This window comes from Ramlibacter sp. 2FC, from assembly GCF_005503345.1.
GTDB lineage: Bacteria > Pseudomonadota > Gammaproteobacteria > Burkholderiales > Burkholderiaceae_C > SCMQ01.
Genome location: NZ_SCMM01000012.1, coordinates 21058 through 47722 on the forward strand (window position 1 = coordinate 21058; position 26665 = coordinate 47722).

Genomic DNA, 26665 nt, shown 5'->3' on the forward strand with positions numbered 1-26665 from the left:
GCGTGGGGGGCGTCACATGAGCGAAGGATTTATGGATCGCTGGTCGCGCCGCAAGGCCGAGGCGCGCGCCGGCCGCGCGCTCGACGAATCCGCGCCACCGGTTGCTGCACCCGATCCGGCAGAGCCCGAGCCGTTGGCCTCCGCCGCAGTCGAGCCGCAGCCGCCCACGCCCACGCTCGATGACGTGCAGGCGCTGACGCCCGACGCCGACTTCAAACCCTTCCTCGCGCGCGGCGTCGCGCCCGAGGTGAGGAACGCCGCGCTCAGGAAGCTGTTCGCCGATCCGCGCTTCAACCTGATGGACGGCCTGGACGTCTACATCGACGACTACACCCAGCCCGATCCGCTGCCGCCCAGCCTGCTGCGCCAGATGGCCAGCGCCCGCTTCCTGCAGCTGGTCGAGGAGCAGCCGCCCGAGGCCGCGGCACCGGCATCCGAAGGGCCTGGGGATGTTGCGGATGACCCGCCGCGGTCAACCGTGGCACAGTCCACCCATGGCGACCGGGTTCCGCCGGACGCCACCCACCGCTGCGCCGAGGCCGTCTCGCCCCACCATGCCGACCCTGATCTGCAACTGCAACCGGACCATGCCGCTCGACGCCCAGGCCCTGGGCCAGGCGCTGCATGAGGACCTGAAGCCGCACAGCCAGTTGTGCCGCCGCGAGACCGCTGACTTCCAGCAGGCCCTGCGCTCGGGCGAGCCCCTGGTCGTGGCCTGCACCCAGGAACAGCGCCTGTTCACCGAGCTGGCCGAGCAGACCGAGGGCGCGACCTCGGTCGTGCGCTTCGTCAACATCCGCGAGACCGGCGGCTGGAGCCGCGACGCGTCGCAGGCCATGCCGAAGATCGCCGCACTGCTGGCCGCCGCGCGCCTGCCCGAGCCCGATCCCGTGCCCACGGTCAGCTACCGCAGCGCGGGCCGGCTGCTGGTCATAGGCGCGCTCGACGCGGCCGAGCGCGCCGCCGCCCTGCTGGGCGAGGGGCTGGAGGTCACGCTGTTCCCCCAGGGCCCCGGCAAGGCCGGTGGCGCCCAGGCGCGGCGCTGGCCGGTGCTGGGCGGGCGCATCACGGGCCTCGCGGGCTGGCTGGGCGCCTTCGAGCTGCGCTGGGAGGCCGACAACCCCATCGACCTGGACCTGTGCACGCGCTGCAACGCCTGCGTGGCGGCCTGCCCGGAGAACGCGATCGGCCTCGATTACCAGGTCGACCTGGCCACCTGCCGCGCGCACCGCGCCTGCGTGCAGGCCTGCCAGGTGGCCGGGGCGATCGACTTCGAGCGCGCGCCGGCCGCGCAGAGCGAGCGCTTCGACCTGGTGCTGGACCTGCGCCCGGCCAGCGCCACGCCGACCTTCAACCAGCATGCCCTGCCCCAGGGCTATTTCCGCTGGGACGGGCGCGACCCGGCGACCTTGCTCAGGCTGCGCGAGCTGGTGGGCGAGTTCGAGAAGCCGCGCTTCTTCGCCTACCAGCCCAGGCTCTGCGCCCACAGCCGCAACCAGACCGTGGGCTGCCAGGCCTGCATGGACATTTGCTCGGCCGAAGCCATCCGCAGTGACAAGAGCAGACAGCAGATCCAGGTCAACCCCCACCTCTGCGTGGGCTGCGGCGCCTGCACCACGGTCTGCCCGACCGGCGCGCTGGGCTACGCCTATCCGCGCGCGAACGAGCAGGGCGCGCGGATCAAGACCCTGCTGTCCGCCTACGCGGCGGCCGGTGGGCGCGACGCCGTGCTGCTGCTGCACAGCCAGGGGCGGGGCCAAGCCCTGGTGGAGGAGCTGGGCCGCGCCGCGCAGCTGGGCGTCGCGCAGGGCGTGCCGGCCAACGTGATCCCGCTCGCGCTGTGGCACACGGCCAGCGTCGGCCTGGAGCTGTGGCTCGGCGCCATCGCCTGGGGCGCCGCGCAGGTCGCGGTGCTGGTGACCGAGGAGGAGGCGCCGCAGTACCTCGACGGCCTGCAGGCCCAGATGGACCAGGCCCAGGCCCTGCTGCAGGGCCTGGGCTACGACGGCCAGCACCTGCAGTTGCTGCGCGCGGCCAGCGCGAGCGCGCTCGACAGCGTGCTTCAGGCCCTGGTCGGCGCGCGCCCGGTCCGGCCGGCCCAGGCGGCGCGCTTTGCCGCGCTGGCGGACAAGCGCGCCACGCTGGAGCTGGCGCTGGACCACCTGATTGCCCAGGCACCGCTGACGAACGAGGCACGCCCCGAGGCGATCGCACTGCCGGCCGCGGGCGCGGCCCTGGGGACGGTGGTGGTGGACCAGGAGAAATGCACGCTGTGCCTGAGCTGCGTCGGCGCCTGCCCGGCCGGCGCGCTGCAGGACAACCCCGAGCGGCCGCAATTGCGCTTCATCGAGAAGAACTGCGTGCAGTGCGGCCTGTGCGTCAAGACCTGCCCCGAGCACGCGCTGGCGTTGCAGCCGCGTCTGCTGCTGACGCCCGAGCGCCAGGCCGCACGCCTGCTCAACGAGGCCCAGCCCTGGGCCTGCCTGCGCTGCGGCAAGCCCTTCGGCACGCACAAGGCCATCGAGGCCATGCTGGGCCGGCTGGCCGGCCACCCCATGTTCCAGGGCGAGGCCCTGCAGCGCCTGAAGATGTGCGGCGACTGCCGCGTGATCGACCTCTACACGGCGCAGGACGAATCCCGGATCACCGACCTATGAGCGAGCCCCTGTCCGCCAGCCCCGCCCTCGACGAGGAAGTCGCGCGTGCCGAGCTCTATGGCCTGCTGGCCGCCCTGTACTACGCGCCGCCCTCGGCCGAGCTGCTGGCCCGGCTGCGCGTGGCCGTGACCGAGGCGCCGGCCGCTGGCGGCTTCCTGGAGGCGCCCTGGCGCGCCCTGGTGGGCGCGGCGCGCGCGCAGGACGACGCGGCCGTGGCGGCCGAGTACGAGGCCTTGTTCGGCGGCGTCGGCAAGCCCGAGGTCTACCTCTACGGCTCGCATTACCTCAGCGGCTTTCTCAACGAGAAGCCCCTGGCGCGGCTGCGCGCCGATCTCGCGGCGCTGGGCCTGACGCGCGACGAGGCCATGCCCGAGACCGAGGACCACATCGCCTACCTCTGCGAGGTCATGCGCTACCTGATCGCTGGCGACGGGCCGCCCCTAGCCAGCGATAGCCCCCCTGGGGGGCAGCGAAGCGTGGGGGCTCACAGTTCGGCTGGCGACGGGCCGCCCCTAGCCAGCGATAGCCCCCCTGGGGGGCAGCGAAGCGTGGGGGCTCACAGTTCGGCCAGCAAGGACGCCGCCTTGGCCAAGCTCGCGCAGCAGCAGAAGTTCTTCAGCACCCATGTGCAGCCCTGGCTCGGCGCGCTCTGCGCGGCCATTGCGGCCCATCCCCGGGCGCGCTTCTACGCGGCCCTGGCCGGCTTCACGCAGGCCTTCGTCGGCGTGGAGACGCAGGGTTTCGACCTGCTGGCCTGACGCGTCCGCCACGCCGGGCCTGTCTGGACAGACTGGCCGATTTGATGACAATGCTTGAAGCGGCGTGGACATCGTCAGGCTTGCGGGCGCGATCCACACGCTGCGGCTGAAACACTGAGAGGACCGATCATGTTCATCGGCAGCGTCGACTTCTCCGGTATCGCCGTCCCGCCCGGGCAGACGAGGTCTTGAGCCATGGCGCAGCGGCCGGACGCCCCAGCCGACCAGAGGGCGCAGGACGCGATCGAGCGGGTGCTCGAGGCCGAGAGCAAGGCCCGCGACGCGGTCGCGGCCTGCGAGGCGCAGGCCGCACGCATCGTGGCCGAGGCAAGGCTGAGCGCCAGGCGCATCGCCGAACGCGCCGATGCGCGCATCGACGCGATGCGTGCCGCGGCCAGGGCCAGGCTAGCGGTGGAGCTTGCCCGGCTCGATGCCGAGGTGCAGGCGCTGGCCGCCCACCCGCTCCCGCCCGAGACGCAGGCGCGCATGGCGGCCGCGGTCGAGGCCCTGGCCGCGCGCCTGAGCGGGAGCGCAGCGTGAGCGCGCTGGTCGATTTCGCCTATGCGCAGGCGCGCATCCAGGCGCGCTACGGCGAACGGCCGCAGCCTCAGGTCTGGCAGCAACTCGACGGCGTGGCGGATTTCGCTCTGTACCTGGAGCAGGCGCGCGGCACGCCGCTGCGCCCCTGGGTCGCCAGCCTCGCCCCCTCCACCCCGGTGCACGAGCTGGAGTCGCGGCTGCGCGCCGTGCTGCGGGCGCTGATCGACGAGGTGGCCGGCTGGCTGCCGCGCGAGTGGGGCCCGGCCGTGCGCTGGACCGCGCAACTGGCCTGCCTGCCGGTCGCGCAGCAACTCGCGCGTGGCGCGGAACCTCGGCCCTGGATGCGCCGCGACGACAGCCTCGCGCCCTGGTTGTCGGCCAGCCCCGAAGGCCCGGACGGCCGGCCCGCCGGCCCGATGGCGCGGCTGAGGCAGGCGGCGCGGCAAGAGGGGGGCTGGTTGCCCGATGCTTGGCTGGCCGAGTGGCGCGGCCTGTGGCCCCTCATGGACCCTGGGCAGAGGCGCTCGCTGGAGAGGCTGGCGCAGCTGATACGCTCGCACCTGCTGGGTTTTGCGCGCATGGCGCCGGAGCGCGCCTGGGAGCTGCGCCGCGCCCTGCAGCAGACCCTGCAGCGCTGGTTCCGCGGCGCCGCGTTCGAGGCGGCCGCGGCCTTCATCTATCTCGCGCTGGTCGCGCTCGATCTGGAACGGCTGCGCGCCGCCCTGGTCGGGCGCGCGCTCTATCCGCAAGGACGGTTCCTGTCATGAGCCTGCGTCCCTGCCCGGCCCGCTGGTTCGAGGTGCTGGTCGCGCACGACGACGTGGCCTGGGTGCTGACCGCCCTGGCCAGGACCGGCGCGGTGGAACTCGAGATCCGCGCCGCCGCGAGCCGCGCCGCGCTGGTCGGGCTGCGCGAGCCGCTCGCGCAATACCAGGTGCTGGCGCGCCGCTATCTGCGCTACTGGCCGCGCCAGGAGCTCCCGTCCGGCGCGCCGCACGCTTCGCCTGCGTTCACGCTGCGGGACGTGCTGCAGCAGCTCGAAGCCTGGCGGCGCGAGGCCGATCCGCTGATACAGGCGCTGGAGCGGCTGGAGAAGGAGCGCCTGGACGCGCTGGTCTGGCGCGATCTGTGGGCCCGCCTCGGCGATGGCGCGCTCGACTTCGGGCGCGCTGCCCGTGCCGGCCCGCTGCTGCAGGCGTGCCTGTTGCTGCGTCCGCGCACAGCGCCCAGGCCCTCCGCGGGCGGCGCGCTGCTGCTGAGCGTGGACCTGGGAGAGGAGCAGGGCGTGCTGGCCGTGGGGCCTGTCGCAGCCCTGGCTGCGCTGGCCCGCGAGGCCGCGTCGGCCAAGGGGCGGGCCATGGCCGTGCCCGACTGGGCGCGCGGCAATGCCAGGCAAAGCCTGGCCGCTGCCGCGGCCCGCCTGCAGGCCCTGGATGCCGAGCTGGCGCGCCTGCGCGGCCTGCTGGACCGGTTGAGCCTGTCCCACCGGCTGCTCGAGCGGCTGGCCGACGTCGCCTGCCTGGGCTGGTTCGTGCAGCAGGTGGACGCGCTGCCCGCCACCGAGAACTTCAGCTGGCTCAGCGGCTGGACCGACGATCTGCAGGGCCAAGGCCTGCGGCGCGCGCTGCAGGGCTCGGGCGCGCGGGCGCTGCTGCGCCTGGGCCCGCCGCCGCCGGGCGCCTGCGCGCCGCTGGTGCAGCGCAATCCCGGCTGGGCCAGGCCGTTCGAGGCCTTCGGTCGGCTGCTGGGCGTGCCGTCGGCCAACGAGGTCGACCCTAGCCAGATGCTCGCCCTGGTCGTGCCGCTGATGTTCGGCTATATGTTCGGCGACGTCGGCCAGGGCCTGGTGCTGCTCGCAGCGGGCATCGCGCTGCGGCGCTGGCCGATGGCCCGGCTGCTGATGGCTGGCGGGGCGAGCGCCGCGCTGTTCGGGCTGCTCTATGGCAGCGTGTTCGCCCTCGAGCATCTGTGGCCGCCGCTGTGGAGCCGGCCGCTCGAGCAGCCGCTGCTTGTCCTGCTGGTGCCGCTGGTCGGCGGCATGGGACTGCTCACGCTGGGCCAGCTGCTGGCCGCGCTCGAGGCCCACTGGCGGGGCGAACTGGCGGACTGGTGCTGGCGCGAGGGCGGCTTGCTCGCGTTCTACCTGGGCCTGGCGGCGAGCTGGGTGTTCGAGCGCGGCTACCTGCTTCTGGCGGCGGGAGGCCTGTGGTTCCTGCTCGGCCAGCTGCGGCTCGAGCCGCGGCCCCGGGCGCTGCCGGCGGCGGCGGGCGAGCTGATCGAGAAAGGACTGCAGCTCGTCGTCAACACCTTGTCGTTCACCCGCGTCGGTGCCTTTGCCCTTGCGCACGCCGGACTCTCCACGGCCATCGTCGCCCTCATGCAGGCGAGCGAGCAGCCCGTCGTCAAGGGGCTGATCCTGGTGGCCGGCAACCTGCTGACCGTCGTGCTGGAGGGCCTGGTGGTGTCGGTCCAGGTCACGCGCCTGGTCCTGTTCGAGTTTTTCATCCGTTTCCTGCGCGCCGAAGGCCGGCCGTTCCGGCCGCTGCCTGCGCCGCCCACCCACCTGTCAGGAGGACTCCATGAGCCAGCGTCTTAAGACCATCATGGTGCTCTCCCTGGCCGCCTTGCTGGTCTCCGTCATGGCCACCGTGCTGCTGTGGTGGCCGGCTCCGCTGGCCGCCCAGGCCGCCACGGCAGCGACGGGACAGGAGCCGGGCCTGGGGCGGGGGCTTGCCTTCATCGCGGCGGCGCTGGCGACCGGGCTTTCGTCGCTGGGGGCCGCCTACGCGGTGGCCTCGGTCGGCGCGGCGGCGGTCGGCGCGCTGGCGGAAAAGCCCGAGCTGCTCGGGCGCCTGCTGATCGTGATCGGGCTGGCCGAAGGCATCGCGATTTACGGCCTGATCATTTCGATCATGATCCTCGCGCGGGTGTAGGGACGCCTCCGACCATGCCGGCGCCGATTTTCCTGGGGGACGAAGTCAGTGCGGCGGGGTTTCGCCTTGCCGGCGCGCGCGCGCGCGTGCCGGCCCCCGGCGAGGAGGCCTCGTTCCTCGAGCAGGCGCGGCGCGAGGCGGAGCTGGTGCTGCTCAGCGCCGAGTGCGCGGCGCGCATTCCCGCGCCGCTGCTGCGCCGGGCGCTCACGGCGCCGCTGCCGCTGGTGCTCGTGGTGCCCGACCTGCTTGGGCGCGCCGAGCCGCCCGACCTCGCGGCGCGCCTGCTGGCGCAGCTGGGGATCGCGGAATGACGGCGGACCGCCAGCAGGCCATGGCGGAAGCAGGCGTCGAGGCGCGCGCTGCCGAGCCCCTGCTGGCCCTGGTGGAGGACCACCGCCGACAGCTCTGCGAGCGCCTGCTGGCCCAGGCCCAGGACCAGGCCCAGGCCATCGTGGCGCAGGGCCGTGCCGAAGCCAGGCAGCACCTGCACCGGGCCGTGCAGCAGGAGCGGGCGCGGGCGCACGGCGAGCTGGCGGCGGCCAGGGCGCACTGGCAGACCCTGCGGCGCCGCCACCAGCAGGCGCAGCAGGCCGCGCTGCTGGCGGCGGCCTGGGAGAGCCTGGGCGCCGCGCTGCGCCGGCGCTGGCGCGATCCCGCCGCGCGCCGCGCCTGGATCGCGAAACTGCTGCGCGAGGCGCTAGCGACGCTGCCGGGCGGCACCTGGGAGATCCGCCATCCGCCCGATCTGCCCGAGGACGAGCTGCAGCGCATGCGCGAGGGGCTCCCGCTGCCGCCGCAATGCCTGGCCGATGCCGAGCTGACGGCGGGCCTGTGCATACGCTCGGACCACGTGGTCCTCGATGGCAGCCTGGAGGGCCTGGCCTCGGAGCGCACGCGGCTGCAGGGCCAGCTGCTGGCCGCGCTGGGGGCTGAGGCATGAGCATCGCGCGCATCTGCTGGCTCAGCGGTCCGGTGCTGCGCGCGCGCGCCGAAGGGCCGTTCCATCTGCGCGAGGCGGTGCAGGTCGGGGAAGACGCCTTGCTGGGCGAGGTGATACGCCTGAACGGCGACGAGATCCTGGTGCAGGTCTACGAGGACACGAGCGGGCTGCGCCTGGGGACGCAGGTGGTGGGCACGGGCGCGCCGCTCAACGTGCGTCTCGGGCCGGGCGTGCTGGGCGGCATCTTCGACGGCCTGCTGCGGCCGCTGCCGCGCGCGGACTCGCCCTACGTGCAGCCCGGCTTGCGAAGCGCGGCGCCGGGCGTGTTCCCCTTCACGCCGCTGGTCGAGCCCGGCATGCGGCTGGGCGCGGGCGCGACCTTCGGCCAGCTGGCGCCGGAGCAGGGCCGCAGCCAGCTCTGCCTGGTGCCGCCGGGTGTGGCCGGCGAAGTCGTGCGCATCGCCGCCGCCGGCCGCCACGCCGAGGACGCGCCGCTGTGCGCGCTGCGCGACGAGCGGGGCGTCGCGCGCGAAGTCGCCATGAGCCAGGTCTGGCCGGTGCGCCAGCCAAGGCCGGTGGCGGCGCGGCTGCCCGCGCAGGAGCCCCTGCACACCGGGCAGCGCATCATCGACGCGCTGTTTCCCGTGGCGCGCGGCGGCAAGGCCGCGATGCCGGGCGGCTTCGGCACCGGCAAGACCATCCTGCTCGAGAGCCTGGCGCGCTGGTGCAATGCCGACGTGATCGTCTACGTGGGCTGCGGCGAGCGCGGCAACGAAATCGCTGGTCCACTCGAGGAGTTTCCGCAGCTCACCGACCCGCAGACGGGGCGATCGCTGATGGAGCGCACCGTGATCATCGCCAACACCTCCAACATGCCGGTGTCTGCGCGCGAGGCCAGCATCTACACCGGCATCACGGTCGCCGAGTATTTTCGCGACCAGGGCCTGCACGTGGCGCTGATGGCCGATTCGATCAGCCGCTGGGCCGAGGCGCTGCGCGAGGTCTCGGGGCGGCTCGGCGAGCTGCCCGGGGAGGGCGGCTTCCCGGCCTACCTCTCGAGCCGCCTGGCCGAGTTCTACGAGCGCGCGGCGCGGGTGCGCACGCTGGCCGGGGCCGAAGGGTCGGTCACCGTCATGGCCGCCGTGAGCCCGCCTGCGGGCGACTTCTCCGAGCCGGTGGTCAGCCACTCACGGCGCTATGTGCGCAGCTTCTGGGCGCTCGACACCCGGCGCGCCCAGGCCCGCTTCTATCCCGCGATCAATCCGCTGGCCTCCTACTCCGAGGACGCGGCCGAGCTCGCGCCCTGGTGGCGCGCCCAGGGCAACACCCACTGGAGCGAGCTGCGGCGGCGTTTTCTGGTGCTGCTCGAGGAGCAGTCCAAGCTCGAGCGCATGGCGCGCATCATCGGCAAGGACGCGCTGCCGGTGCGCCAGCGGCTCACGCTGCTGTGCGCCGATCTGGTCAACGAGGCCTTCCTGCGCCAGTCCGCGTTCTCCGAGGCGGACCACTTCGCGAGCCCGCAGCGGCAGACGGCGATGATGCGCCTGCTCGGACGCTTCGTCGACCTGGCCGAGCAGGCCGTGGCCCAGGGCCAGGCGCCCGAGCGCCTGACGCAGCTCGACGTCTTCCGCAAGCTGCAGCGCATGGGAGAGGACATTCCCGAGGGCCAGGCGCAAGGCTTCAGCCGGCTCGGCGACGAGCTCGAGCAGGCCTTCGCCCAACTGCAGGCAAACCATGCGGCCTAGGATCTACGTCGAGGGCGCCGCCACCCGGCTCGAGGGGCCGCTCTTGTTCCTGCGCCGCACGCTCGACGCGGGATTGAACGAGGCGGTGGAGATCGAGAGCGAGCAGGGGCCGCCGCGCCTGGGCCGGGTCGCGGCGCTGGACGAGGACTTCATCACGTTGGAAGTCCTCGAGTCCACCAGCGGGCTGGGACTGGCCGACGTCCGTGTGCGTTTTCACGGCCGGCCGCTGCATTTCGAGGTCGGTCCGGGCATTCTCGGACGCGTGTTCGACGGCGTCGGCAGGGTCATCGACGGTGGCCCGCCGCTGGCCGCGGTCCAGAGCCTGCGCATCGACGGCCTGCCGATCAGCCCCATGGCGCGCGCCACGCCGCGCGATTTCATAGAGACCGGCGTCACCGCGGTGGACCTCATGAACAGCCTGGTGCGCGGCCAGAAGCTGCCGCTGTTCTCGGGTGGCGGACTGCCGCACGACCGTATCGCGGTCGAGATTGCCTGCAACGCCCGGCTGCGGCGCGCCCGCGAGCAGGACTTCGCGATCGTGTTCGCCGGCATAGGCGTGCCCTACGAGAGCGCGGAATACTTCCGCCGCAGCCTCGAGGCCAGCGGTGCGCTGGAGCGCACCGCCCTGTTCCTCAACCTCGCGAGCGATTCCAGCACCCAGCGGCTGCTGACGCCGCGCTTCGCCCTCACCGCGGCGGAGTATCTGGCGTTCGAGGAGGGCAAGCATGTGCTGGCCATACTCACCGACATGACCAACTACTGCGAGGCGCTGCGCGAGGTCTCGAGCAGCCTGGGCGAAATCCCCGGCCGCATGGGATTCCCGGGCTACATGTACTCGTCGCTGGCCGCGCTGTACGAGCGCGCCGGATGCATCCGAGGCAGGCCCGGCACGCTGACCCAGCTGTCCATCCTCACCATGCCGGCCGACGACATCGGCCATCCTGTGCCGGACCTCACCGGCTACATCACCGAGGGGCAGATCGTGCTCGACCGGGCGCTGGACAGGCGCGGCATCTACCCGCCCATCCAGGTGCTGCCCAGCCTGTCGCGTCTCATGAAGGACGGCACCGGCGGCGAGTACACCCATCCCGACCACCCGGCGCTCGCCAGCCAGCTCTACGCGGCCTATGCGCGCGCCGTGCAGACGCGGGTGCTGGCGGGCGTGGTGGGAGAGGAGGGCATCACGGAGCTGGACAAGAGCTACCTCGAGTTCGGTACGCGCTTCGAGCAGGACCTGCTCGACCAGCAGGGCGCGCGCACGCTGGAGCAGAGCATGGCGCTGGGCTGGCAGGTCCTGCGCGCCCTGCCCGTCGCCGAGCTCAGCCGCCTCTCCGATGCGCAGATCGCGCGCTACATCGCGGGGGCTGCGTCATGAGCGCCGCCGGGCCGCCCCAAGGCGCGAAGGCCCCCTTGGGGGGCAGCGCAGTACACGAAGTGACAAGCGCGGGGGCTGACGTATGAGCGCCGCCGGGCCGCCCCAAAGCGCGAAGGCCCCCTCGGGGCCGGGCCGAAGCGTGATGCCTCGGAACGTGCATAGCGCAGGCCCGGCATGGGCTCGCTGCGCTGTACAGCTGCGCGCACGGACGCTGCGCGAGCCCAGCGCAGTACACGAAGTGACAAGCGTGGGGGCTGCCGCATGACCATCGCGGGCGCGACGCGCAGCAGCTTGCTGGAGCTCAGGGACGAGCGCCGTGCGATGGGCGAGGGCTACAGCTTCCTCGACGAGAAATGCCTGCTGCTGGCCGCCGAGATCCTGCGCGAGCTCAGGCGCTATGCGGCGCTGCTGGACGAGTTCCGTCGCCTGCACGGCGAGGCCTGTGCGGGTCTGCGGGGCGCACTGCTGCGCCACGGCCTGCAGGGCGTCGAATGCATGCCCGCGCCGTCCTTCGACGAGGCGCAGCTGCAGATCGCGCGTCGCGCGCTGCTGGGCGTCACGTTGCAGGACGCCGAGCTCGGCGGCACCCCGGCGAGCGTGCCGACACCCGTCAATCCGTCGCCGGAAGCCGAGCGGGCGCGCGAGCGCTTCGCGGCGCTGCTGGCGCAGGCCGCGCCGCTGGCCGCAGCCGCCGGCAACCTGGAGCGGCTCAGCCACGAGTACCGCCGCACGGTCAGGCGGGCACGCGCATTGCACGATGTGCTGCTGCCGGAGCTGGACCAGTCCATCCACGCCATCGCGGCGCGCCTGGAGCAGCAGGAACAGGAGGAGGCGGTCTGGGTGCGTCATGGCCGATGAGGCGCGCGGGCAGTGGGCCTTGCCCTGCGACGGGCGCGTGGTTACATTCGAGCGTAATCTAGCCGAGCCCCAGTCTGTGGGGCACCGAGGAGACTCCGCATGAGCCAGCCTGCCAGCAAGCTATCGCGTCGCACCCTCTTTGCCGGAGCCGGCAGCGCCGGCGCCCTCGCCGCTGCCGCCCGACTGATGCCGGTTTCCCCCGCGGCGCCGGCCGAGCCCGAGCCGCCGCGCCCGGCGCCCGCGCGCGGCGGCGGCTACCGCCTGACCGAGCACGTTCTGCGCTACTACCGGACCACCCGCGTCTGACCCCCGGTTTCAGGAGCCCCCATGTTGCTGACCAGGAAACCGGGCACTGCCCAGGCCACGTCCCAAGCCGCCTCCCAGGCCGCTTCCTCCCCCTTCGTGCAGCGCCTGCAGCGCGGCCTGGCGCAGGCGCTGCCCACGCTGGACCGCCGCGCCTTCCTGCGCCGCTCGGGCCTGGGTGTCGGCGTCGGCCTCGCCGCCTCGCAGCTCGCGCTGGTGAAGAAGGCGCAGGCTGCCGGCGCCGAGGCCGCGGTGGGCCGTGGCAAGGTCGAGGTGCGGCGCACGGTCTGCACCCATTGCTCGGTCGGCTGCGCGATCGACGCGGTGGTCGAGAACGGCGTCTGGGTGCGCCAGGAGCCGGTGTTCGACTCGCCGATCAACCTGGGCGCGCACTGCGCCAAGGGCGCCTCGGTGCGCGAGCACGGCCATGGCGAGTACCGGCTGCGCTACCCGATGAAGCTGGTGGACGGCAAGTACCAGCGCATCTCCTGGGACCAGGCGCTGAGCGAAATCAGCGCCAGGATGCTCGAGCTGCGCAAGGCCAGCGGCCCGGACAGCGTCTACTTCATCGGATCGTCCAAGCACAGCAACGAGCAGTCCTACCTGCTGCGCAAGTTCGTGAGTTTCTGGGGCAGCAACAACTGCGACCATCAGGCCCGCATCTGCCACTCGACCACGGTGGCCGGCGTCGCCAACACCTGGGGCTACGGCGCCATGACCAACTCGTACAACGACATGCAGAACAGCAAGCTCGCTCTGTACATAGGCTCCAACGCGGCCGAGGCCCACCCCGTGAGCATGCTGCACATGCTGCACGCCAAGGAAAGCGGCTGCAAGATGATCGTGGTCGATCCGCGCTTCACGCGCACCGCGGCCAAGGCCGACGAGTACGTGCGCATACGCTCGGGCTCCGACATCGCCTTCCTGTTCGGACTGCTGCACCACATCTTCAAGAACGGCTGGGAGGACAAGAAGTACCTGCACGACCGCGTCTGGGGCATGGACAAGGTGCGCGAGGAGGTGCTGGCCAAGTGGACGCCCGACAAGGTCGAGGAGGTCTGCGGCGTCAAGGAAGCCCAGCTGCTCAAGATCGCGACCCTGCTCAACGAGCACCGCCCCGGCACCATCGTCTGGTGCATGGGCCAGACCCAGCACACCATAGGCAACGCCATCGTGCGCGCCTCCTGCATCCTGCAGCTGGCGCTGGGCAACGTGGGCAAGTCCGGCGGCGGCACCAACATCTTCCGCGGCCACGACAACGTGCAGGGCGCGACCGACGTGGGCCCCAACCCCGACTCGCTGCCCGGCTACTACGGCATCGCCGAGGGCGCGTGGCGGCATTTCGCCAAGGTCTGGGGCGTGGACTACGAGTGGATCAAGGGCCGCTACGCCTCGCCCGCGATGATGACCAAGTCCGGCATCACGGTCTCGCGCTGGATCGACGGCGTGCTCGAGAAGAACGAGCTGATCGACCAGGACGCCAACCTGCGCGGCGTCTTTTACTGGGGCCATGCGCCGAACTCGCAGACGCGCGGCCTGGAGATGAAGCGCGCCATGGACAAGCTGGACCTGCTGGTGGTGGTCGACCCCTATCCTTCGGCCACCGCCGCCATGGCCGCCATGCCCGGCAAGCCCGAGGACCTGAACCCCCAGCGCGCGGTCTACCTGCTGCCGGCGGCCACGCAGTTCGAGACCAGCGGCACCTGCACCGCCTCCAACCGCTCGCTGCAGTGGCGCGAGAAGGTGATCGACCCGCTGTGGGAAAGCCGCAGCGACCACATGATCATGTACCAGCTGGCGCAGAAGCTGGGCTTCGACAAGGAGCTGGTCAAGAACTACAAGATGCAGAAAGTCAAGGGCATGGACGAGCCCATGCCCGAGGACATGCTGCGCGAGATCAACCGCTCCTGCTGGACCATAGGCTACACCGGCCAGAGCCCCGAGCGCCTGAAGGCCCACATGCGCAACATGCATGTGTTCGACGTCAAGACGCTCAAGTCGCGCGGCGGCAAGGACAGGGAGACCGGCTACGACCTCTCGGGCGACTATTTCGGCCTGCCCTGGCCCTGCTACGGCACGCCCGAGCTCAAGCACCCGGGCTCGCCCAACCTCTACGACACCTCCATGCATGTCATGGAGGGCGGCGGCAACTTCCGCGCCAACTTCGGCGTCGAGCGCGACGGCCAGAGCCTGCTGGCCGAGGACGGCTCGCACTCGCTGGGCGCCGACATCACGACCGGCTACCCCGAGTTCGACCACCTGCTGCTCAAGCAGCTGGGCTGGTGGGACGAGCTGACCGAGGCCGAGAAGGCTGCGGCCGAGGGCAAGAACTGGAAGACTGACCCCTCGGGCGGCATCATCCGCGTGACCATGAAGAACCATGGCTGCCATCCCTTTGGCAACGCCAAGGCGCGCGCCGTGGTCTGGAACTTCCCCGACGCCATCCCGCAGCACCGCGAACCGCTCTACGGCACGCGGCCCGACCTGGTCGCCAAGTACCCCACGCACGACGACAAGAAGGCCTTCTGGCGCCTGCCCACCCTGTACAAGAGCGTGCAGGAGAAGAATGTCGCCGACAAGCTGTACCAGAAGTTCCCGCTGATCCTGACCTCGGGCCGCCTGGTCGAGTACGAGGGCGGGGGCGAGGAGACCCGCTCCAACCCCTGGCTGGCCGAGCTGCAGCAGGAGGCCTTCGTCGAGATCAACCCGCGCGCCGCGGCCGACCGCGGCATACGCAACGGCGACCGCGTGTGGCTCAGCACGCCGACCGGCGCGCGCCTGAACGTGCAGGCCCTGGTGACCGAGCGCGTGGGACCGGACACGGCCTTCATGCCCTTTCACTTCTCGGGCCGCTGGCAGGGCCAGGACCTGCTGGGCCACTACCCGGCGGGCGCCGCGCCGGTGGTGCGCGGCGAGGCCGTGAACACCGCCACCACCTATGGCTACGACAGCGTGACCATGATGCAGGAAACCAAGACCACGATCTGCAACGTCGAGAAGGCCTAGCAGCACAAGGAGAGCGAGATGGCCCGAATGAAGTTCATCTGCGACGCCGAGCGCTGCATAGAGTGCAACAGCTGCGTGACGGCCTGCAAGAACGAGCACGAGGTGCCCTGGGGCGTGAACCGGCGCCGCGTGGTCACGCTCAATGACGGCGTGCCGGGCGAGAAGTCGATCTCGGTGGCCTGCATGCACTGCTCGGACGCGCCCTGCATGGCCGTGTGCCCGGTCAACTGCTTCTACCGCACCGACGAGGGTGTGGTGCTGCACGACAAGGACGTCTGCATAGGCTGCGGCTACTGCTCTTACGCCTGCCCCTTCGGCGCACCGCAGTTCCCGGCCCAGGGCAGCTTCGGCGTGCGCGGCAAGATGGACAAGTGCACTTTCTGCGCCGGCGGCCCCGAGGCCCACGGCAGCCAGGCCGAGTTCGAGAAATACGGCCGCAACCGCCTGGCCGAGGGCAAGCTGCCGGCCTGCGCCGAGATGTGCTCGACCAAGGCCCTGCTGGCCGGCGACGGCGACATGGTGGCCGAGATCTTCCGCACCCGCGTGGTCCGGCGCGGCAAGGGCGCCGAGGTCTGGGGCTGGGGCACGGCCTACGGCAGCAAGCCGCCCGAAGGAACCAAGTCATGAAGCCATTGAAGCCATTGATCTTGTGCGTGGCCCTGCTGCTGGCGGCCTGCGGCGAGAAGCCCCAGGGCCTGGGCGGCGCCAAGCAGGACGCTGCGCCCCATGCCGGCACCGGCGTGGCGGCCTTCACGGCGCCGGACTGGCGGGCCGGCGACAAGACCAGCTGGGAGCAGGCGCTCAAGGCGCGCGGCCAGTACGGCCAGAACGAGTACAGCCGCGCGCCCTGAGCGTCCAGGAGGCCACCTCATGCTGCGCCACCTACTCATCGCGTCCTGCCTGGGCCTGGCCGGCCTGGCCTGGGCCCAGGGCCAGCCGCCCGTTGCCGCCGCCGCGCCAGCGGCTCCGGCGGCGTCGGCCGCCATGCCCGGCGTGCAGAACGCCAACATCTTCGAGATCCGCCCCGACGCCAGTGCCGACCTGCGCTATGCCGAGCAGAGCAACGCCGAGCGCGCCAGGGTGCAGCCCGGCAACAACGCGCCGATGTGGCGCGAGGTCGGCCGCGGCGCGAGCGGCCACAGCAGCCTGCCCAAGGCCCAGGCGCCCGAGGCCGGCAACCTGGTCCAGCCCTTCGTGCAGTACCCCGGCTCGCGCCTGACCACGGCCGGCGAGGCCTGGCGCCAGGTGCGCAACCGCTGGATCCTGCCCTACGGCGGTGCCCTGCTGCTGATCGTGGCCGTCGCGATCGCGCTGTTCCACTGGCGCAAGGGCACGATCGCGCTGCACGGCGCCGAGACCGGCCGCCGCATCGAGCGCTTCACGCCCTTCGAGCGCGCGGCCCACTGGACCAATGCCATCGCCTTCTCGCTGCTCGCGCTCTCGGGCCTGGTCATGGCCTTCGGCAAGTTCTTCCTGCTGCCCGTGCTGGGGCTCACGCTGCACGGCTGGCTGGTCTACCTGCTGAAGAACATCCACAACTTCGCCGGGCCGCTGTTTGCGGTGTCGCTGGTGGTCGTGTTCCTGAGCTTCCTGCGCGACAACCTGCCGCGCCGCGAGGACCTGAGCTGGCTGCTCGAGGGCGGCGGCCTGCTGTCGGGCGCCGAGCCGCCCTCGCACCGCTTCAACGCCGGCGAGAAGCTGGTGTTCTGGGGCGGCGTGTTCTTGCTGGGCGCCATCGTCGTGGCCTCGGGCCTGGTGCTCGACAGGCTGGTGCCGGGCCTGGTCTACGCGCGCGCCACCATGCAGGTCGCCCACATGGTGCACGCCGTCGCCACGCTGCTGATGATCGCCCTGTTCCTGGGCCACATCTACATGGGCACCCTGGGCATGCAGGGCGCCTACCAGGCCATGCGCAGCGGCTACGTCGACGAGACCTGGGCCAGGGAGCACCACGAACTCTGGTACGAGGACATCCAGGCCGGCCGCATCCCGGCCGAGCGCAGCGCGCCCGCGGCCGGCGGGCAGACCGTGGAGGCTTGACCCCATGAAACCCATCACGCCTGCCCTGATCCTGCTGCTCGCCTGGGCTGGCGCAGGCCCGGCCGCGGCCAGGCTGCCTGCGCAGAGCGACGAGGCCAAGGCCCAGGCGGCCGAGGCCGCGGCGCGCGCTGCGCACGGCAACAAGCTGGCCGACTACCAGCTGTGCCGCTCGCGCGAGCGGGCCGCCGCGCATTACTACAAGAGCGCCAAGGCGGCTGGCAAGCAGACCCGGCCGCCGCTGCCCGTGCCGCCCTGCGCCGACCCCGGCCCCTACGGCGCCACGCCCGCGGCCCCGGCCGCTCCCGCCGCGCCGGCCGCCCCTGCGGCGAAGAAATCCTGAGCCACCGCGCCTGCCGACGGCAAGGTCTTGGGCCCGGCCCCGCGCGAGCAGGCCTGCGCCTGTTGTAGGCTGTCGCCATGTCCGAAGCCGCCCACGCCGTCCTCAAGCCCTGCCTGACCCAGGCGCGCGCTCCGCTCACGCGCGAGATCCGCGTCATCAACGAGTTCGGCGACAGCGACACCGTGTCCATCCCGGTCGAGCGCGCGTTGACCGTCTACGTGGACAAGCGCGAGCTCGTGACGCTGATGACGCTGGGCGCGCAGCCCGAGCTGCTGGTGCTCGGTTTCTTGCGCAACCAGCGCCTGGTGCGCTCGGCGGCCGATATCGAATCGATCACCGTGGACTGGGCGGTGGGCGAGGGCGAGCTGGGCCAGCCCGGCGTGGCGGCCGTCAAGACGCGGCGCGGCATCGCGCGGATAGCGCAGCGCACCGCCAAGCGCGTCGTCACCACGGGCTGCGGCCAGGGCAGCGTGTTCGGCGAGCTGATGGCCGAGATCGACCGCGTGGCCCTGCCGCCGGCCACGCTGAGCCAGGCCCAGCTCTACGGCATCCTGAGCGCGATACGGCTGCAGGAGAGTACCTACAAGTCGGCCGGCTCGGTGCACGGCTGCGCCCTGTTCCGCGGCGAGGACATGCTGATCTTCGTCGAGGACGTGGGCCGCCACAACGCGATCGACACCATCGCGGGCTGGATGTGGATGAATGATCCCGAGCAGATGCCTGGCGACGACAAGGTCTTCTACACCACCGGCCGCCTGACCAGCGAGATGGTCATCAAGTCGGCCCAGATGGGCGTGCCCATCGTGGTCTCGCGCAGCGGCATCACGCAGATGGGCTACGAGGTGGCCGAGCGCCTGGGCCTGTGCACCATAGGCCGCGCGACCAACCGGCATTTCCTCTGCTACACGGCGCCGCACAGGCTGCTGCTGCAGCGCGGGCTTGCGGGCGAGAAGCCCATGCCCGCGGCGCGCGCGGTCCGAGCCCAGGCCGCGCAGTAAGCGGCGCCGGGCTTGTGTTATAGCTCGGCCGCTTGCGGGCCGAGGAGCTGCGCCGCGTTGGCGTAGAGCAGCACGTCCACGCCGACCGCCATGAACGTCCAGGCCATTCTGGCGCCTGCGCACGCCCTGACCCTGGCCTTCCTTTTCTGGGATGGCTCGGTTGCGCCGATCCATTTTTGACGCATCATCGTTCCATTGACCTGGAGGGCTTGGCCTTGGATTTGCAAACGATCTTCATTCTTGTGGCCGCTTTTGTCGGGCTTGTGCTCGGGGCCGCATTGGCTTGGTTCGTTGCCCGCAGCGGCCAGTTGTCGGCGGTCGAGACAGCAGTCGCCAAGGCGCAAACCGACACCCAGGCCGAGTTGTCCCAACTACGTGAACGCGCAAGGGCCCTGGAGGAGGCGCGTAAGCAGGACCTGGGGAACTACAACGACCTGAAAGCGCAGTACGACAAGCGCCGCGAGGAGCTGGACACGGCGCGTGACGATGTATCCCGGCTCTCGGAGCGCGCCGGGCGTGTGCAGGGATTGGAGGAGAGCCTGGCCAAGGCCGGGGAGGACCTGCGCATCCAGGCCGAGGAACTGCGGCAGGTCTCGGCCGAGGCCTCGCAGAAGGCGGCCCTAGCCCTGTCCAACGCCCAGCAGGCCGAGGCCCTGGACAAGGACCTGGCCGAGGTGCGCAGCCAGCTGCGCCAGGCCACCGACAGCCTCTACACCGTGACGGCGCAGAAGGCAACGCTGGAAGAACAGGTGTCGCGAATCAAGCCCCTGCAGGACGATCTCGCCGCCCAGGAGCAAGCGCTCAAGAGAGCCCAGGACGACCTGGGCGCCAGCAACGAGCGGCGCGCCGCTCTGGAGGAACAGAATGGCCGCATCAAGCCGCTGGAGGACAGCCTAGCCGCGGCCAACCAGCGAATCAAGGAGCTCGGCGACCAGCTGAACACGGTCACCGAGCGCAAGGCGACGCTCGAGGAGCAGGTCTCGCGGATCAAGCCGCTCGAAGACGAACTGGCGGGGGTCCGCAAGTCCCTGCAGGACACAGCCGACCTGCTGACCAGCCTCAAGGAAGCCTCGGGCGCCGAGACTTCCACGCTGCGGGCAGAACTGGCGGCTGACCGCGACAGCCTCGCGACTGTGCGCGGTGAACTCGCGTCCGAGAAGCAGGCCCGCGCCGATGCCGAGGGCGCGGTCAATCGGCTGACCGCCGAAGTCACGCAGCTAAGCACCCAGCTGCAGGCCGAGCTCAAGGCGTCGCAGGAAAAGCTGGCCCTGCTCGACGACGCCAAGAACACCCTGTCCGAGCAGTTCAAGAACGTGGCCAACGACCTACTGGAGGAAAAATCCAGGCGCTTTGCCGAACAGAACCAGGCCAACCTCGGCCAGCTGCTTGACCCACTGCGCCTGCAGATCAACGAGTTCAAGGGCAAGGTCGAGGAGGTCTACGTCCAGGAGAGTAAGGACCGCTCGGCCATGGCCGAACAGGTGCGCCAGCTCGTCGCCCTAAACCAGGTCGTGAGCCAGGAAGCCAAGAACCTCACCAACGCGCTCAAGGGCAACACCAAGGCCCAGGGCAACTGGGGCGAACTGGTGCTCGAGCGCGTGCTTGAGGCCTCTGGCCTGCGCAAGGGTGAGGAGTACATCGTGCAGGACAGCCAAGTGCGCGAGGACGGCAGTCGCGCCCAGCCCGACGTGGTCATCATGCTGCCCGAGCAGCGCAAGCTGGTGATCGACTCCAAGGTGAGCCTCATTGCCTACGAAGAATACACCGTCACCGAATCCGACGATATCCGAGCCCTGGCTGCCCGCAAGCACCTGGACTCGGTGCGCAAGCACGTGCAGGGCCTGTCGAGCAAGGAGTACGAAAAGCTCTACGGTGGCGGCCTGGACTTCGTGCTAATGTTCATACCGATCGAGCCGGCGTTCATGCTGGCGATCTCCCATGACGATCGCCTCTTCATGGACGCCTGGGGGCGCAACGTCCTACTGGTGAGCCCCTCCACCCTGCTCTTCGTCGTACGTACCGTGGCCCACCTCTGGCGCCAGGAAGCCCAAAGCAAGAATGCGCAGGACATCGCCAAGCGCGGCGCCGAGCTCTACGATAAGCTGGTCGACTTTGTGAAGGACCTAGAGCAGGTGGGCACGCGCCTGAAGCAGGCCCAGGACTCTTACGCGGACGCCCACAAGCGGCTGTCCACCGGCAAGGGAAATGTGATCCGTCAGGCGGAAATGCTGCGCAACCTGGGCGTCAAGGTGACCAAGAAGCTGCCGCATCCGCTGGTCGATGAGGCGCGCAGCGAGCTTTCCGCCGTCGAAGAACTCGCACGGATTGCCACCAGCAACACGCCAGCGGAACTCCCTGCGAGTTCGACGCCGTGGGAAGGCGGCCAGGGTGGCGCGCCTCAGCCGTCCTGATTGCAGCGTCACAGGGCACAGCGGCGCTGTTCTTTCTGGCAAGGCCGGTGTTACGACTCGCGAAGTCTGGACTCGTGGTCCCAAGCTATTCGAGCGCCTACGTGAGGTCGCGCGCGGCATCGCGGCCGAGGCGGGGCCGCCCGGCCCCAGGCCGCGTAAGGTCGATGGCCAGCGCCAATAATGGCGCCATGAACACCGCCCCCTCGTTTCCGCACGCCGGCTCGGCCTTCTGGCGCCAGGGCTGGCGTACGCTCTGGCGCGACCTGCGCTCGGGCGAGCTGCGCCTTTTGATGGTGGCCGTGACGCTGGCCGTCGCGGCGCTCACCGCAGTCGGCTTCTTCGCCGACCGCCTGCAGGGCGGGCTCAAGCGCGATGCGCGCCAGCTGCTGGGCGGCGACGCCGTGGTCGCTGCCGACCACGCCCCGCCCACCGCCTTTGCCGAGCGCGCACAGGCCCTGGGCCTGAGCACGGTCAGGACGCTGAGCTTCCCGACCATGGCGCGCGCCGGCGAGGCCCAGGGCGGCGCGAGCCGCCTGGTGGCGCTCAAGGCCGTGGCGCCCGGCTACCCGCTGCGCGGCGGCCTCAGCGTGGCCGACGCGCCGGGCGCGCCGGGCCAGGCCACGCGCGAGATTCCCGCGCGCGGCGAGGCCTGGGTCGACGCGCCCCTGCTCGAGGCCCTGGGCCTGAAGCCGGGCGACGCGCTGCTGCTGGGCGACAGCGCGCTGCGCATCGCCCGCGTCATCGTGGTCGAGCCCGACCGCGGCGCCGGCTTCCTGAGCTTTGCGCCGCGCGTGATGCTGAACGAGGCCGACCTGCCCGCCACGGGCCTGGTCCAGCCCGCCAGCCGCCTGACCTGGCGCCTGGCCGTGGCCGGCGAGGACCGGCCGGTGCGCCGTTTCGTGGCCTGGGCCGAGGAAGAGGTGGGCAAGCCCGAGGTGCGCGGCCTGCGCGTCGAGTCGCTGGAGGGCGGCCGGCCCGAGATGCGCCAGACCCTGGACCGCGCCGAGAAATTCCTCAACCTGGTGGCCCTGCTGGCCGCGCTGCTGAGCGCCGTGGCCGTGGCGCTTGCGGCGCGCGGCTTCGCCGCCAGCCACCTCGACGACTGCGCCATGCTGCGCGTGCTGGGCCAGAGCCAGCGCAGCATCGCGCTGGGCTACAGCATGGAATTCGCGCTGGTGGGGCTGGCGGCCAGCAGCCTGGGCGTGTCGATCGGCTGGGCCGTGCACCATGTGTTCGTGCAGCTGCTGGCCGGCCTGGTCGAGGCGGCGCTGCCGGCGGCCAGCGTCTGGCCCGCGGCCTTCGGCCTGGGCATGGGCCTGACCCTGCTGCTGGCCTTCGGCCTGCCGCCGGTGCTGCAGCTGGCCCAGGTGCCGCCGCTGCGCGTGATGCGGCGCGAGCTGGGCAACCTCAGGCCGGCTTCGCTGGCCGTGCTGGGCCTGGGCGTGGCGGGCTTCGCGGCCCTGCTGCTGGCCGTGAGTTCGGATCTCATGCTGGGCCTGATCGCGGTCGGCGGCTTTGCCGTCGCCGTGGCGCTGTTCGCGGCCCTGAGCTGGCTGGCCGTCAAGCTGCTGCGGCGCGTGGTCAGCGAGGCCACGGCGCCGCGCTGGCTGGTGCTGGCCACGCGCCAGATCTCGGCGCGACCGGCCTACGCCGTGGTGCAGGTCAGCAGCCTGGCCGTGGGCCTGCTGGCCCTGGTGCTGCTGGTGCTGCTGCGCACCGACCTGATCAGCAGCTGGCGCCAGGCCACGCCGGCCAATGCGCCCAACCGCTTCGTCATCAACGTCATGCCCGAGCAGGGCGAGGCCTTCCGCAGCGCCCTGCACGAGGGCGGCGTGCAGCAGTACGACTGGTATCCCATGTTCCGCGGCCGCCTGGTCGCGGTCAACGGGCGCGCGGTGCGCCCCGACGACTACATCGAGGACCGGGCGCGGCGCCTGGTGGACCGCGAGTTCAACCTCTCGCACAGCGCGGTGCGCCCTGCGCACAACGAGGTGGTGGCGGGCCGCTGGACCGAGGAGGAGGCCGGCGCCGTCAGCGTGGAGTCGGGCATTGCCGAGACCCTGGGCCTCAAGCTGGGCGACCAGCTGCGCTTCGACATCGCGGGAGTCCAGAGCGAGGCCCGCATCACCTCGCTGCGCAAGGTGGACTGGAGCTCGATGCGCGCCAACTTCTTCGTCATGTACCCGGTCAGCCGCATGGCCGACGTGCCGGCGACCTACATGGCGGCCTTCCGGGCGCCGGCCCAGGCGGGCTTCGACAACGGCCTGGTGCGGCGCTTTCCCAACATCACCAGCGTGGACATGAGCAGCACCCTGGGCCAGGTGCAGCGGGTGCTGGAGCAGGTGATACGCGCGGTGGAATTCCTGTTCGGCTTCACGCTGGCGGCCGGGCTGATCGTGCTGTTCGCCGCCGTCACGGCCACGCGCGAGGAGCGCGCGCGCGAGTACGCCATCATGCGCGCCGTGGGCGCGCGCGCCAGCCTGCTGCGCCAAGTGCAGCGCGCCGAGCTGGCCGGCGTGGGCCTGCTGGCGGGCCTGCTGGCCAGCGTGGTGGCGGTGGCCGTGGGCTGGGGCATGGCGCGCTATGCCTTCGAGTTCAGCTGGACCGCCTCGCCCTGGGTGCCGCTGGCCGGCGCCCTGGCCGGCGCCTTGCTGGCCCTGGCGGCCGGCTGGTGGGGCCTGCGCGACGTGCTGCGCCGCCCGGTGGTGGAGACCCTGCGCCGCGCGGCCGAATGAGGTGACCCTGGATGAGCAACGAAGACAAGACCCCTGCGGCGGCGACGCCGTACGAATGGATAGGCGGCGAGGCGCGCGTGCGCGCCCTGGTCGACCGCTTCTACGACCTGATGGACCTGGAGCCCGGTTACGCCGAGCTGCGCGCCGCGCATGGCAGCCACCTGGCGGACGCGCGCGACAAGCTGTTCTGGTTCCTCTGCGGCTGGCTGGGCGGCCCGTCCTACTACACCGACCAGTTCGGTCATCCGCGCCTGAAGATGCGCCACATGCCGTTCGGCATCGGCATCAAGGAGCGCGACCAGTGGCTGGCCTGCATGGACCAGGCCATGGGCGAGACCGGCGTGCCCGAGGCCCTGCGCACGCGCCTGCGCGAGAGCTTCTTCCAGACCGCGGACTGGATGCGCAACCGCCATGGCTGAGGCAGCGCCGGAAAACGGCGCGGACGGCGGCTGGCTGAGCCTGGCCATCACGCTGGCCGTGCAGTCCATGGTCTCCATGGCCCTGCTGACCCTGCCCGTGATGGCGCCGGCGGTCGCGCGCGCGCTCGGCGTGTCCGCCACGCTGACCGGCGTCTACGTGGCGTTGACTTACCTCGCGGCGATGCTGGCCAGCCTGGCCTCGGGCGCGGCCGTGGCCAGGCTGGGCGCCATCCGCATCAGCCAGATCGGCCTGCTGCTGTGCGCCCTGGGCCTGGTGCTGTGCGCCGTGCCCGCGCTGCCGGCGGTGGCGCTTGGTGCGCTGCTGATCGGCCTGGGCTACGGCCCGGTCACGCCGGCCAGCTCGCATCTGCTGGCGCGCACCACGCCGCTGCACCGCATGTCGCTGGTGTTCTCGGTCAAGCAGACCGGGGTGCCGCTGGGCGGCATGCTTGCCGGCGCCCTGGTGCCAGGCAGCCTGCTGCTGGTCGGCTGGCAAGGCGCCTTGCTGGGCGTGGCCGTGCTGAGCCTGGCCTGCGCCTGGCTGGCCCAGCCGCTGCGCGCCCGGCTCGACGCCGACCGCGACCCGCGGCGACCGCTGGCGCTGGGCCAGCTGGCGCAGCCGGTTCGGCTGGTGCTGTCGCAGCGTGCGCTGTCCCTGCTGGCCCTGTGCTCGTTCTTTTTCTCGGCGATCCAGGTCTCGCTGACGACCTACCTCGTGACCTACCTGCACGAGGACCTGGGCTTTGCCCTGGTGGCCGCCGGCCTGGCCATGTCGGCGTCGCAGCTGGCCGGCGTGGCCGGGCGCATTGCCTGGGGCTGGGTGGCGGACCGCTTCCTGGGCGCGCGGCGCACCCTGATCCTGCTGGCCCTGCTGATGGTGCTCGGCTGCCTGGCCACGGCGGCCCTGAGCGCGGCCCTGCCCACGGGTGCGCTGCTGGCGGTGCTGGCGCTGTTCGGCGCCTCGGCCATCGGCTGGAACGGCGTCTACCTGGCCGAGGTGGCTCGCCAGGCGCCGGCGGGCATGGCGAGCATGGCCACGGGCGGCACGCTGGCCATCACCTTCCTGGGCGTGGTGCTGGGGCCGGCGGTGTTCGGCGCCTTATCGGGCGCGGCCGGCAGCTACCGCGCGGGCTATGCGGCTCTGGCCCTGCCGGCGCTGCTGTGCGCCGCGCTGCTGCTGTACCAGGGGCGCCGTCAGGCCGCGGCTGGCGCGGCGCGGTGAGCGCCGCGGGGCTCAGGAGCGGCCGAGCAGGGGCCCGAGCAGCACCACCAGCGCCCCGGCCCCGCCATCGGCCGGCCGGGCCTGCACGAAGGCCAGCACCTGGTTCTTCTGGATCAGCCAGCTCTGCACCTTGGCCTTGAGCACCGGCGTCTTGCCGGGCGAGCCCAGGCCCTTGCCGTGCACCACGCGCACGCAGCGCAGGCCCAGCTTGTGCGCCTCGCGGATGAAGGCGCCCAGGGCCTCGCGCGCCTCGTCGCTGCGCAGGCCGTGCAGGTCGATCTCGCGCTGTATCGTCCAGTCGCCGCGGCGCAGCTTGCGCGTGACGTCCGTGCCTATGCCGGGGCGGCGAAAGCTCAGGGCCTCGTCGGTGTCGAGCAGGGTGGTCACGTCGAACTCGTCGCTCAGCGCCTCGCGCAGCACCGCCTGCTCGTCGCGCTGGCGCTGCACCGGGATGGGGGCGGCGGGCGCGGCCGGCAGATGGGCCTGGCGCCGGTCGGGCAGGGGCTGAACGGCGCCGACGGCGCGCGCGAACAGGTTCTTCTCGGCCTGGGCCTTGCGCTCGGCGGCCTGCCTGGCGGCGGCCTCGGCGGCGGCGCGCGCCTGCTGCTCGGCCAGGTGTTGCTGGATTTTCTTGAGGTCCTGCAGCGATTTGAGCTTCACAGCAGTCCTTTCTCTGCCATGGACAGGGCTTGGCCCGGTCCCACGATCACATGGTCGAGCACGCGCACGTCGACCAGGGCCAGCGCGGACTTGAGCGTCTGGGTCAGCGCCTCGTCGGCGCGGCTGGGCTGCACCGCGCCGCTCGGGTGGTTGTGCGCCAGCACCAGGGCCGCGGCCTGGTGGCGCAGCGCGTGCAGCACCACCTCGCGCGGGTAGACGCTGGTCTGGGTCAGCGTGCCGCGAAACAGCTCCTCCATGGCGATCAGCCGGTGCTGGCTGTCCAGGAACAGCACGGCGAACACCTCGTGCGCCTTGTCCGCCAGGTGCAGCTGCAGGTAGTCCTTGACGGCGCCCGGCGACTCGAAGACCTCGCGCGCCCTCAGCTGCTCGGCCAGGGCGCGGCGCGCCAGCTCCAGCACCGCGGCCAGCTCGGCGCGCTTGGCCGTGCCGCCCAGGCCCTTGACCTGCTTGAGGTCCTCGAGCCTGGCATTGAGCAGGCCGCGCAGGCCCGCAAAGCGCTGCAGCAGCTCCTGCGCCAGCTGCAGCACGCTCTTGCCGGCCAGGCCGGTGCGCAGCAGCAGGGCCAGCAGCTCGGCGTCGCTCAGGGCGCCGGGGCCGCGCGCGATCAGCTTCTCGCGCGGACGCGCGTCGATAGGAATGTCTTTGAGCGCCATGGGGGGCTGCCAGCTGGGGATTTGCTCAGGTTCTTACAATGGAGGGCAGTT

The 26665-nt window shown here is 71.7% G+C and carries 26 protein-coding genes; 23 read left to right on the top strand and 3 right to left on the bottom strand.

From position 1 onward, the window contains the following. Positions 1-16 precede the first annotated feature (16 nt). The 19 genes from FFS10_RS07470 (at position 17) to FFS10_RS07565 (ending at position 18493) form a co-directional block, all read left to right on the top strand. Positions 17-628 carry a DUF3306 domain-containing protein gene (locus FFS10_RS07470; RefSeq protein WP_137893141.1) on the top strand — a complete coding sequence of 204 codons (612 nt, stop codon included), beginning with the start codon at positions 17-19 and terminating at the stop codon, positions 626-628. Continuing rightward, positions 588-2657, top strand: a complete 2070-nt coding sequence (locus tag FFS10_RS07475) for a 4Fe-4S dicluster domain-containing protein (RefSeq protein ID WP_137893282.1) — start codon at positions 588-590, stop codon at positions 2655-2657. Before FFS10_RS07470 ends, FFS10_RS07475 begins: the two co-directional genes overlap by 41 nt. Beyond that, positions 2654-3415, top strand: coding sequence for a TorD/DmsD family molecular chaperone (locus FFS10_RS23410; protein WP_249931197.1), 762 nt, complete (start codon positions 2654-2656; stop codon positions 3413-3415). Before FFS10_RS07475 ends, FFS10_RS23410 begins: the two co-directional genes overlap by 4 nt. Positions 3416-3610: 195 nt before the next feature. Then, a complete protein-coding gene (locus tag FFS10_RS07490; protein ID WP_137893144.1) occupies positions 3611-3955 on the top strand; it encodes a hypothetical protein in 345 nt (114 codons plus the stop codon). Further along, on the top strand, positions 3952-4722 hold the full coding sequence (locus FFS10_RS07495; RefSeq protein ID WP_137893146.1) for a hypothetical protein: 771 nt from the start codon (positions 3952-3954) through the stop codon (positions 4720-4722). The genes FFS10_RS07490 and FFS10_RS07495 overlap by 4 nt, the downstream gene beginning before the upstream one ends. Next, a complete protein-coding gene (locus FFS10_RS22945) occupies positions 4719-6551 on the top strand; it encodes a V-type ATP synthase subunit I (protein WP_171016149.1) in 1833 nt (610 codons plus the stop codon). The genes FFS10_RS07495 and FFS10_RS22945 overlap by 4 nt, the downstream gene beginning before the upstream one ends. After that, positions 6535-6888 (top strand): ATP synthase subunit C, encoded by a 354-nt coding sequence (locus tag FFS10_RS07505; RefSeq protein ID WP_137893148.1) that lies wholly within the window; start codon positions 6535-6537, stop codon positions 6886-6888. Before FFS10_RS22945 ends, FFS10_RS07505 begins: the two co-directional genes overlap by 17 nt. A gap of 14 nt (positions 6889-6902) precedes the next feature. After that, positions 6903-7199 carry a V-type ATP synthase subunit F gene (locus tag FFS10_RS07510; RefSeq protein ID WP_137893150.1) on the top strand — a complete coding sequence of 99 codons (297 nt, stop codon included), beginning with the start codon at positions 6903-6905 and terminating at the stop codon, positions 7197-7199. Continuing rightward, positions 7196-7828 carry a hypothetical protein gene (locus tag FFS10_RS07515; protein ID WP_137893152.1) on the top strand — a complete coding sequence of 211 codons (633 nt, stop codon included), beginning with the start codon at positions 7196-7198 and terminating at the stop codon, positions 7826-7828. The genes FFS10_RS07510 and FFS10_RS07515 overlap by 4 nt, the downstream gene beginning before the upstream one ends. Further along, positions 7825-9573 carry a V-type ATP synthase subunit A gene (locus FFS10_RS07520; protein ID WP_137893154.1) on the top strand — a complete coding sequence of 583 codons (1749 nt, stop codon included), beginning with the start codon at positions 7825-7827 and terminating at the stop codon, positions 9571-9573. Before FFS10_RS07515 ends, FFS10_RS07520 begins: the two co-directional genes overlap by 4 nt. Next, positions 9563-10948, top strand: coding sequence for a V-type ATP synthase subunit B (locus tag FFS10_RS07525; protein ID WP_137893156.1), 1386 nt, complete (start codon positions 9563-9565; stop codon positions 10946-10948). The genes FFS10_RS07520 and FFS10_RS07525 overlap by 11 nt, the downstream gene beginning before the upstream one ends. A 261-nt stretch (positions 10949-11209) precedes the next feature. Then, positions 11210-11806: a V-type ATP synthase subunit D gene (locus FFS10_RS07530; RefSeq protein WP_137893158.1), complete on the top strand. Its 597-nt coding sequence runs from the start codon at positions 11210-11212 to the stop codon at positions 11804-11806. A 99-nt stretch (positions 11807-11905) separates the two neighbouring features. Beyond that, positions 11906-12112 (top strand): formate dehydrogenase, encoded by a 207-nt coding sequence (locus tag FFS10_RS07535; RefSeq protein ID WP_137893159.1) that lies wholly within the window; start codon positions 11906-11908, stop codon positions 12110-12112. A 21-nt stretch (positions 12113-12133) separates the two neighbouring features. Further along, positions 12134-15115, top strand: a complete 2982-nt coding sequence (locus tag FFS10_RS07540; protein WP_137893161.1) for a formate dehydrogenase subunit alpha — start codon at positions 12134-12136, stop codon at positions 15113-15115. An 18-nt stretch (positions 15116-15133) separates the two neighbouring features. Then, a complete protein-coding gene (gene fdh3B / locus FFS10_RS07545; RefSeq protein ID WP_137893163.1) occupies positions 15134-15742 on the top strand; it encodes a formate dehydrogenase FDH3 subunit beta in 609 nt (202 codons plus the stop codon). Then, on the top strand, positions 15739-15966 hold the full coding sequence (locus FFS10_RS07550) for a hypothetical protein (protein ID WP_137893165.1): 228 nt from the start codon (positions 15739-15741) through the stop codon (positions 15964-15966). Before fdh3B ends, FFS10_RS07550 begins: the two co-directional genes overlap by 4 nt. Positions 15967-15985: 19 nt before the next feature. Continuing rightward, on the top strand, positions 15986-17155 hold the full coding sequence (locus tag FFS10_RS07555) for a formate dehydrogenase subunit gamma (protein ID WP_137893167.1): 1170 nt from the start codon (positions 15986-15988) through the stop codon (positions 17153-17155). Between the two features lie 4 nt (positions 17156-17159). Continuing rightward, entirely contained in the window at positions 17160-17495 is a 336-nt protein-coding gene (locus tag FFS10_RS07560) for a hypothetical protein (protein WP_171016148.1), read from the top strand. A gap of 77 nt (positions 17496-17572) precedes the next feature. Beyond that, on the top strand, positions 17573-18493 hold the full coding sequence (locus FFS10_RS07565) for a formate dehydrogenase accessory sulfurtransferase FdhD (protein ID WP_137893169.1): 921 nt from the start codon (positions 17573-17575) through the stop codon (positions 18491-18493). 17 nt (positions 18494-18510) lie between these two features. Here FFS10_RS07565 and FFS10_RS23415 read toward each other — a convergent pair whose 3' ends face one another. Continuing rightward, positions 18511-18864, bottom strand: a complete 354-nt coding sequence (locus tag FFS10_RS23415) for a hypothetical protein (RefSeq protein ID WP_137893171.1) — start codon at positions 18862-18864, stop codon at positions 18511-18513. Between FFS10_RS23415 and FFS10_RS07575 the strand changes: the two genes are divergently transcribed. The 4 genes from FFS10_RS07575 to FFS10_RS07590 all read left to right on the top strand — a co-directional run bounded on the left by FFS10_RS07575 (position 18856) and on the right by FFS10_RS07590 (position 25280). After that, a complete protein-coding gene (locus tag FFS10_RS07575) occupies positions 18856-20904 on the top strand; it encodes a DNA recombination protein RmuC (protein ID WP_249931198.1) in 2049 nt (682 codons plus the stop codon). The two genes, FFS10_RS23415 and FFS10_RS07575, sit on opposite strands and share 9 nt — an antisense overlap. Before the next feature lie 188 nt (positions 20905-21092). After that, complete coding sequence (locus FFS10_RS07580) at positions 21093-23639, top strand: ABC transporter permease (protein ID WP_137893173.1); 2547 nt, start codon at positions 21093-21095, stop codon at positions 23637-23639. An 11-nt stretch (positions 23640-23650) separates the two neighbouring features. Next, complete coding sequence (locus FFS10_RS07585) at positions 23651-24058, top strand: group II truncated hemoglobin (protein ID WP_137893175.1); 408 nt, start codon at positions 23651-23653, stop codon at positions 24056-24058. Further along, a complete protein-coding gene (locus tag FFS10_RS07590; RefSeq protein ID WP_137893177.1) occupies positions 24051-25280 on the top strand; it encodes an MFS transporter in 1230 nt (409 codons plus the stop codon). The genes FFS10_RS07585 and FFS10_RS07590 overlap by 8 nt, the downstream gene beginning before the upstream one ends. Before the next feature lie 12 nt (positions 25281-25292). On the opposite strand, the gene FFS10_RS07595 is transcribed toward FFS10_RS07590, so the two are convergent. Together FFS10_RS07595 and radC are read right to left on the bottom strand one after the other, a co-directional pair. Continuing rightward, the gene (locus tag FFS10_RS07595; RefSeq protein WP_137893179.1) at positions 25293-25940 is read right to left on the bottom strand and encodes a Smr/MutS family protein; all 648 of its coding nucleotides are present in this window, start codon (positions 25938-25940) and stop codon (positions 25293-25295) included. After that, on the bottom strand, positions 25937-26614 hold the full coding sequence (gene radC, locus FFS10_RS07600; protein ID WP_137893181.1) for a RadC family protein: 678 nt from the start codon (positions 26612-26614) through the stop codon (positions 25937-25939). Before radC ends, FFS10_RS07595 begins: the two co-directional genes overlap by 4 nt. Between the last annotated feature and the right edge of the window lie 51 nt (positions 26615-26665).

Coding starts and splice junctions, on each gene's coding strand:
- FFS10_RS07470 (WP_137893141.1), top strand. CDS start 17: ATGAGCGAAGGATTTATGGATCGCTGGTCGCGCCGCAAGGCCGAGGCG.
- FFS10_RS07475 (WP_137893282.1), top strand. CDS start 588: ATGCCGCTCGACGCCCAGGCCCTGGGCCAGGCGCTGCATGAGGACCTG.
- FFS10_RS23410 (WP_249931197.1), top strand. CDS start 2,654: ATGAGCGAGCCCCTGTCCGCCAGCCCCGCCCTCGACGAGGAAGTCGCG.
- FFS10_RS07490 (WP_137893144.1), top strand. CDS start 3,611: ATGGCGCAGCGGCCGGACGCCCCAGCCGACCAGAGGGCGCAGGACGCG.
- FFS10_RS22945 (WP_171016149.1), top strand. CDS start 4,719: ATGAGCCTGCGTCCCTGCCCGGCCCGCTGGTTCGAGGTGCTGGTCGCG.
- FFS10_RS07505 (WP_137893148.1), top strand. CDS start 6,535: ATGAGCCAGCGTCTTAAGACCATCATGGTGCTCTCCCTGGCCGCCTTG.
- FFS10_RS07510 (WP_137893150.1), top strand. CDS start 6,903: ATGCCGGCGCCGATTTTCCTGGGGGACGAAGTCAGTGCGGCGGGGTTT.
- FFS10_RS07515 (WP_137893152.1), top strand. CDS start 7,196: ATGACGGCGGACCGCCAGCAGGCCATGGCGGAAGCAGGCGTCGAGGCG.
- FFS10_RS07520 (WP_137893154.1), top strand. CDS start 7,825: ATGAGCATCGCGCGCATCTGCTGGCTCAGCGGTCCGGTGCTGCGCGCG.
- FFS10_RS07525 (WP_137893156.1), top strand. CDS start 9,563: ATGCGGCCTAGGATCTACGTCGAGGGCGCCGCCACCCGGCTCGAGGGG.
- FFS10_RS07530 (WP_137893158.1), top strand. CDS start 11,210: ATGACCATCGCGGGCGCGACGCGCAGCAGCTTGCTGGAGCTCAGGGAC.
- FFS10_RS07535 (WP_137893159.1), top strand. CDS start 11,906: ATGAGCCAGCCTGCCAGCAAGCTATCGCGTCGCACCCTCTTTGCCGGA.
- FFS10_RS07540 (WP_137893161.1), top strand. CDS start 12,134: ATGTTGCTGACCAGGAAACCGGGCACTGCCCAGGCCACGTCCCAAGCC.
- fdh3B (WP_137893163.1), top strand. CDS start 15,134: ATGGCCCGAATGAAGTTCATCTGCGACGCCGAGCGCTGCATAGAGTGC.
- FFS10_RS07550 (WP_137893165.1), top strand. CDS start 15,739: ATGAAGCCATTGAAGCCATTGATCTTGTGCGTGGCCCTGCTGCTGGCG.
- FFS10_RS07555 (WP_137893167.1), top strand. CDS start 15,986: ATGCTGCGCCACCTACTCATCGCGTCCTGCCTGGGCCTGGCCGGCCTG.
- FFS10_RS07560 (WP_171016148.1), top strand. CDS start 17,160: ATGAAACCCATCACGCCTGCCCTGATCCTGCTGCTCGCCTGGGCTGGC.
- FFS10_RS07565 (WP_137893169.1), top strand. CDS start 17,573: ATGTCCGAAGCCGCCCACGCCGTCCTCAAGCCCTGCCTGACCCAGGCG.
- FFS10_RS07580 (WP_137893173.1), top strand. CDS start 21,093: ATGAACACCGCCCCCTCGTTTCCGCACGCCGGCTCGGCCTTCTGGCGC.
- FFS10_RS07585 (WP_137893175.1), top strand. CDS start 23,651: ATGAGCAACGAAGACAAGACCCCTGCGGCGGCGACGCCGTACGAATGG.
- FFS10_RS07590 (WP_137893177.1), top strand. CDS start 24,051: ATGGCTGAGGCAGCGCCGGAAAACGGCGCGGACGGCGGCTGGCTGAGC.
- radC (WP_137893181.1), bottom strand. CDS start 26,614: ATGGCGCTCAAAGACATTCCTATCGACGCGCGTCCGCGCGAGAAGCTG.